Origin of the sequence: Erythrobacter sp., from assembly GCF_038133525.1 — a bacterium.
GTDB lineage: Bacteria > Pseudomonadota > Alphaproteobacteria > Sphingomonadales > Sphingomonadaceae > Qipengyuania.
The window spans coordinates 1-5,611 of sequence record NZ_JAYPTL010000051.1; the positions used below are offsets into that span (position 1 = coordinate 1).

Here is a 5,611-nt window from a genome sequence, read left to right on the forward strand (position 1 = left end):
CGCTTGTCGAGCTCGCCAACAGGGTCATTGCTGCGCGTGAAGAACTGGCCGGTGTGCTCAAGGGTGAAGATGATCATCGCGCACTTCAAGAGATCCTGCGTGTCGGCACCTCTGCTGGTGGCGCCCGGGCCAAGGCCGTCCTCGCCTGGAATGAGGAGACCGGAGATTTCCATTCAGGGCAGCTGACTGCAGGGCCAGGCTATACGCAATGGCTCGTCAAGTTCGACGGCGTGTCGGGCAATGCTGACAAGGAAATTGCCGACCCGATGGGCTTCGGCCGGCTTGAGTACGCCTGCTATCTGCTAGCCCGAGAGGCTGGCATCGACATGGCTCGCTCTCGCCTGCACGAAGAAGGCGGGCGGGCACATTTCATGACCCAGCGCTTCGACCGCACGCCTGACGGCAAAAAGCTCCACATGCAGTCGCTTTGCGCGATGCGCCATTTCGATTTCAACCTCGCTCGGGCATATAGCTACGAGCAGGCGATCGAGACCATCCGCATGCTCGGTCTCGGACGCGATGCGATCAAGGAGCAGGTGCGCCGCGCGCTGCTCAATGTCTTCATCCGCAACCAGGACGACCACACCAAGAACATCGCTTTCCTAATGGATGGCTCGGGTCGCTGGAGCCTCTCACCGGCATTCGATGTCGTGTACGCCTACAATCCCAAAGGGGACTGGACCAACGAGCATCAGATGTCTCTGGCTGGCAAGACCGACGACTTCGAAGTCGACGATCTGCTGGAATTCGGACGGTTTGCTGACCTGAAACCTGCTGAGACCAGGTCGATCATCGACACGATCCGGGCCGCAGTCAGTAACTGGAACAGGCACTGCAATACCGCCGGAGTCGAAGCCGACATGGCACGGAAGGCCAGGCGCGGATTCCGCGATATCGGCTGAGACGCCGGCAGGTCCGGGCGATCACCTCCAGTTGCTTGTTGAAACTGCAATGCTTGCACTTGTCGGTGGGGAATTTTCATGACATCCCGTCCCTACAATTACCCAAGGCAGACATATGCAATCTGAGTTCCGAATTTTACGCTGCCGGGCCGGGCTCTCGACCGACGAACTCGCAGAAAAACTGGGTTACTCCGAACGGGAGATTTTCCGCTGGGAGTCCGGACAAATCAGACCTCGCAAAGTCGTGCTCGACTGGCTGCGTGAGCGAGCCGAAACCGTCCCGACACACACAAATGCGAGGGGGTTCACATTCATTGATCTCTTTGCCGGCATAGGAGGACTTCGCCGGGCTTTTGATAGCATAGGCGGCCGCTGCGTATTCACGTCTGAATGGGACAAATATGCACAGCTTACTTATCACTCCAACTATCCGGACAACCGCCCGATCGCCGGCGATATTACCAAAGTCCCCGTCGATGAGATTCCTGAGCATGACGTTCTGCTGGCAGGCTTTCCTTGTCAGCCATTCTCAATCGCCGGGGTGTCAAAAAAGAATGCACTGGGCCGGAAGCATGGGTTCCTTGACGAGGCTCAGGGAACGCTGTTCTTCGATGTTGCACGGATCCTGAAGGCTCACAGACCACGCGCATTCCTGCTTGAGAACGTGAAGAATCTGAAAAGCCACGACAAAGGACGGACCTTCGAGGTCATTCGCAAGATTTTGGAGAAAGACCTCGGATACGAGCTCCATGTTCGCGTTCTAAACGCACGTCATTTTCTTCCCCAGAACCGTGAACGGATCGTGCTCGTTGGCTTCCGCGAAAAAAGTGGATTCGACTGGGCGGACTTGAAGCTTCCGGTTGAAGGCGAAGCGCGGATGCGATCGGTACTGCATCCCGAGAACGGCAGTGAAACAGCAGAATCGCACTATACGGAAGGGGATCTGGCAAAGGTCAGCGCCAAATACACTCTGAGCGATCACCTCTGGAAATATCTCCGTGATTACTCAGCCAAGCATCGCGCAGCGGGAAATGGCTTTGGCTACGGGCTCGTAGGCCCGGACGACACCTGCAGAACGCTCTCAGCGCGCTATTACAAGGATGGCTCTGAAATTCTTGTGCAGCAAAAGGGACGCAAGAATCCCCGACGGCTTACCCCGAGGGAATGCGCAAGGCTGATGGGTTTTCCCGACACGTTCCGGATCCCTGTTTCCGATACGCAGGCGTACAAGCAGTTCGGTAACTCGGTGGCAGTGCCGGTGTTTAGCGAGGTCGCAAGGATCATGCGTCCGCATATAACCCGGGAAGCAGCCCCGAACGATGAGGTGGCTGTCCGGGAGTATGCCTGACGTCCATGATCCCGCGACGAGAAGCCGTAACATGGCGGCTATCAGGGGAAGGGACACGAAGCCTGAACTTCTGATTCGGAGTGGCCTTCACCGGCAGGGCTATCGCTTCAGGGTCAACCGGAAGGATCTGCCCGGCAAGCCCGACATCGTACTCAGCCGGTTTCATGCAGTTATCTTTGTGCACGGCTGCTTCTGGCATGGTCATGATTGCCATTTGTTCCGGCTTCCAGGTACACGTACCGAATTCTGGGCGGCGAAGATTAGCGCCAATCAAGAGCGGGACAAGGTTGTCGGATCAGCGCTGCTTTCGGAAGGATGGCGCATTGCCACCGTCTGGGAGTGCGCGCTCAAGGGAAAGAGCAGAATTGAACTGAAGGAACTTCTGACGCGGCTGACATCCTGGCTCAGGGGTGATGAGCTACTGCTGGAAATCAGAGGCTAGGATGTAAAATCCATGCGTGCCTCGTCAATGCACCCGCCGGAAGCCACGGAGCCGGATCCTACCGGCAGGTAACTGAGGGTCCGGATCAATAATCGGGTTCACGACGGGAGCTTTGCTGATGGCTCGCTTAGAGCGTCTGTCGTTCGGATAGCCGCTCAGCACTGCCCAGATCGTTGGTGCTGCTTTGCCGATGTCGCGCACCGTCAGTCGCCATTTCCAGGCAAGATTCTCCGAGAATTCTCCGTAGTTGTCCCGGGCAATTTCGTAGCTGGCCCGGGCTTCGTCCCAGTATTCCAGCCAGAGGTCATCCAGCCATACAGGCAGCTTGCTGAAGTCGTGACCGATCAGCACTCCATTCAAAAAACTCAGAAACACCGTTTCTTCGCGTTTGACCGTCGGTAGATGGGTATCGAGGGCGTCGGCAACAGCCTGCAGTGTCATCTGGCTTCCAAGAGTGCGGCTCGTCCTGAGACGGTAAATTTCGGACGCGCGCTTCGTAATGCGGCACGCGGTCAGCAAGTCACAGACGGTCTCGCGAAGCGTGGCGACAAACTCAGCGGCATTGACCGTTGGCGAGGCTGGCAGACAGCTGAGTGCGTTGGCTGTCCGGTATGACTGCCAGTCGATCAGACCATCGTCGCGGAGGCAGGAGGCCAGCTGATTTGCATGCATCGCAGCCACCTCAGCTGCCTTTCCTCCTCTTGCCCCCAGGCTGCCGGCGCGCAACCTCACGACGATATCACCTACGGTTTCTGATCCGGCTTCAGCCAGTCGCTCAGCGTATCTGCCCAGTCTGAGTCGGTTCAGTGGCAGCTCGAGCACTTCCCCTCTCAGATTGCCGAAAAGCCGGGGATCGACACGACTCGCTGCACGGAATTCACCGGACATCTGCGGTTCACCGGTGACGATCGCAAGGATGATTGGGAGCTGTGTTATGACCGCATGATTGGGAACCTCCCATTCAGCGGAGAGGGCTTCCACGAGATCTGTGAACTCGATTTCCTCAAGATGGGAAAGACGGTCTGCAGCCCGCTTCCACCAGATCGAAAACTCCGGACGGAAATGTATTCCCAGCGTTCCATAGGTGTCGTTGAGTAGCCCGCCGGTCAGCTGGCCTAGCAGCTTCTTCTCCTTTTGCCGGATCCTTTCGCGGGTGACCGGAGGGCTGGTTGTCGCAGCTATCTCATCAAGCGTCTTCTGCCGTTCCGGGGGCTGACAGATGCGTTCGCGAAGAATTGCCGAGAAGGTCTCGTCAGCAAGATTGTCGGCGACCTCGGCGAGAAAGTCCGGAAGGGAAGCCAGAAAGTCTTTACCTGAACGCGGCCGACCCTCATGCGGCAGAAGCGGGATACGCGTTGTTTCGCAGTACCCGTCCCAGTCAGTGCCCGTCTCAGCATCCGAAGCATCAATAAGCGCTTGCCGGTTTTCACTGAGCAGATCGGCTGTACGCCAGCCAACTGTGGGAATCCTGATGATCTGCTCCCGGGTCACGTTCGCGAGATCGCCGACGGTGCGGAAACCGGCCCTCTCCAGCGTTGCAGTCTTCACACCAAGGTGAAGGACGCCGATCGGGAGATCATCCACCGATCGAGGTTGCCGGATGCTATCTTGGTGCTGCGCGCCTGTCGGATCTGTCGGCTCTCCGGTTTCTCTAATGTACACGACGCCAGCCTTTCAGGCGGACCCTCACCGGTGCGCTTGCCTCCTCGCCTTGAGGTGCCTCATCCCTCCGGACTGACACAGAATAGGTTAGACTTCCCGGAGATCCGGTAAGCACGAGTACATCGCCTTCCGTCGCGCCAACAGCGCGGAAGAACTTGGTCATATGGGTGATGCGGTACTCGTCCCTTGTCCCGCCTTCATCATGAAGCCTGTTGTTGTAGTAGATATAGCGGAAGCGCCACGTCACCCCCGCGTCGTCCGTCATTTCCAGCCATGCATCGGGGTTCTTCTGCGCAGGATCAAGAAACGGAAGCAGCGCAATCAGATCCGTCTGTGATTTCGGTATGTGTATTCCTGCCTGATGACCTCCGGTTTCTCCGGTATCGTTCGCCGTCAGCGGCTTCTCATAAGTCTGACTGCCCATCAATTTTCTCCGCCAGGCCGGATGGAAAGGGCCCGCCTTAGATCATCTGCATCACGTGTTGATACCGGGACTGCTTCGTTGCCAAGTTCGCGGCGCCACTGAGATCGGTCAATCATCACCCGTTCGACCGTGTCCTCGTAAAACAGCCGGTAGATATAGACAGGTTCGGTCTGCCCGCGTCGGTGCGCGCGGGCGCTTGCCTGGGATTCAAGTGCAGGGTTCCATGCCTGGGTGAAGTGAATGACTACCGTTGCAGCTGTTATATTAAGTCCGGCACCCGCCGCTTTTGGATTGAGTACAAGGCAGCCCGGCCCATCGTGGCAGGAGAATGCGTCAACGATTGCCTGCCGCTCCTCCTGCGGCGTGCCCCCGTTGATCGCCCCCCAGTATGCATCCGGCAGCCGTCCCTGTGCAGCCTCACGGAGAATCTCGCCACAGCTATTGAAAATTGCGAAGATCAGAACCTTGCGTCCGCTCCTGAACGCCTCTTCGAGAATGGCGATTGCGCGCTCCACCTTCGGTGTGAAGAGCGGCATTCCGGCTGACGGATTGATCCCAGCATCCTGATCCCTCTCGGGATCGCCCGATCCCTGCAGCCAGGGATGGGCGCAGAAGAGCTGCAACTGACCTGTCGCGACGAGATTGCCTGCCACAGGGTACTTCTCAAGCGTCTCGGCCAGTACTTCATCATAACGCCGGGAAAGCTCATCGCCGAGTTCGAGTGGCAGATCGATATCGATGCGCTCCGGAAGATCGCCGGCGACATCCCTCACTTTTCGGCAGAGAACAACGGGATCGGTCAGACGAGCCAGATTCTTTGCCGATTCCTCGGA

The 5,611-nt window shown here is 57.7% G+C and carries 6 protein-coding genes; 3 read left to right on the forward strand and 3 right to left on the reverse strand.

The window, feature by feature from the left end; all coding sequences use genetic code 11:
- The 3 genes from AAFM29_RS12850 to AAFM29_RS12860 form a co-directional block, all read left to right on the forward strand.
- The coding region (locus AAFM29_RS12850; protein WP_341713200.1) for a HipA domain-containing protein at positions 1–902 on the forward strand (902 nt) is incomplete at its 5' end.
- Positions 903–1,017: 115 nt separating this feature from the next.
- The gene (gene dcm / locus AAFM29_RS12855; RefSeq protein WP_259963188.1) at positions 1,018–2,250 is read left to right on the forward strand and encodes a DNA (cytosine-5-)-methyltransferase; all 1,233 of its coding nucleotides are present in this window, start codon (positions 1,018–1,020) and stop codon (positions 2,248–2,250) included.
- Entirely contained in the window at positions 2,243–2,692 is a 450-nt protein-coding gene (locus tag AAFM29_RS12860; protein WP_259963187.1) for a DNA mismatch endonuclease Vsr, read from the forward strand. Before dcm ends, AAFM29_RS12860 begins: the two co-directional genes overlap by 8 nt.
- Before the next feature lie 24 nt (positions 2,693–2,716).
- Here AAFM29_RS12860 and AAFM29_RS12865 read toward each other — a convergent pair whose 3' ends face one another.
- The 3 genes from AAFM29_RS12865 to AAFM29_RS12875 form a co-directional block, all read right to left on the reverse strand.
- Positions 2,717–4,240: a hypothetical protein gene (locus tag AAFM29_RS12865; RefSeq protein ID WP_341713201.1), complete on the reverse strand. Its 1,524-nt coding sequence runs from the start codon at positions 4,238–4,240 to the stop codon at positions 2,717–2,719.
- A gap of 103 nt (positions 4,241–4,343) precedes the next feature.
- Positions 4,344–4,778, reverse strand: a complete 435-nt coding sequence (locus AAFM29_RS12870) for an EcoRII N-terminal effector-binding domain-containing protein (RefSeq protein WP_006832454.1) — start codon at positions 4,776–4,778, stop codon at positions 4,344–4,346.
- A partial coding sequence (locus tag AAFM29_RS12875; RefSeq protein ID WP_341713202.1) for a C-terminal helicase domain-containing protein occupies positions 4,778–5,611 on the reverse strand: 834 nt, incomplete at its 5' end. The genes AAFM29_RS12875 and AAFM29_RS12870, both read right to left, overlap by 1 nt.

Excerpts from the sequence above, each read along its gene's own strand:
- dcm (WP_259963188.1), top strand. The coding sequence starts at position 1,018 with ATGCAATCTGAGTTCCGAATTTTACGCTGCCGGGCCGGGCTCTCGACC.
- AAFM29_RS12870 (WP_006832454.1), bottom strand. The coding sequence starts at position 4,778 with ATGGGCAGTCAGACTTATGAGAAGCCGCTGACGGCGAACGATACCGGA.
- AAFM29_RS12860 (WP_259963187.1), top strand. The coding sequence starts at position 2,243 with ATGCCTGACGTCCATGATCCCGCGACGAGAAGCCGTAACATGGCGGCT.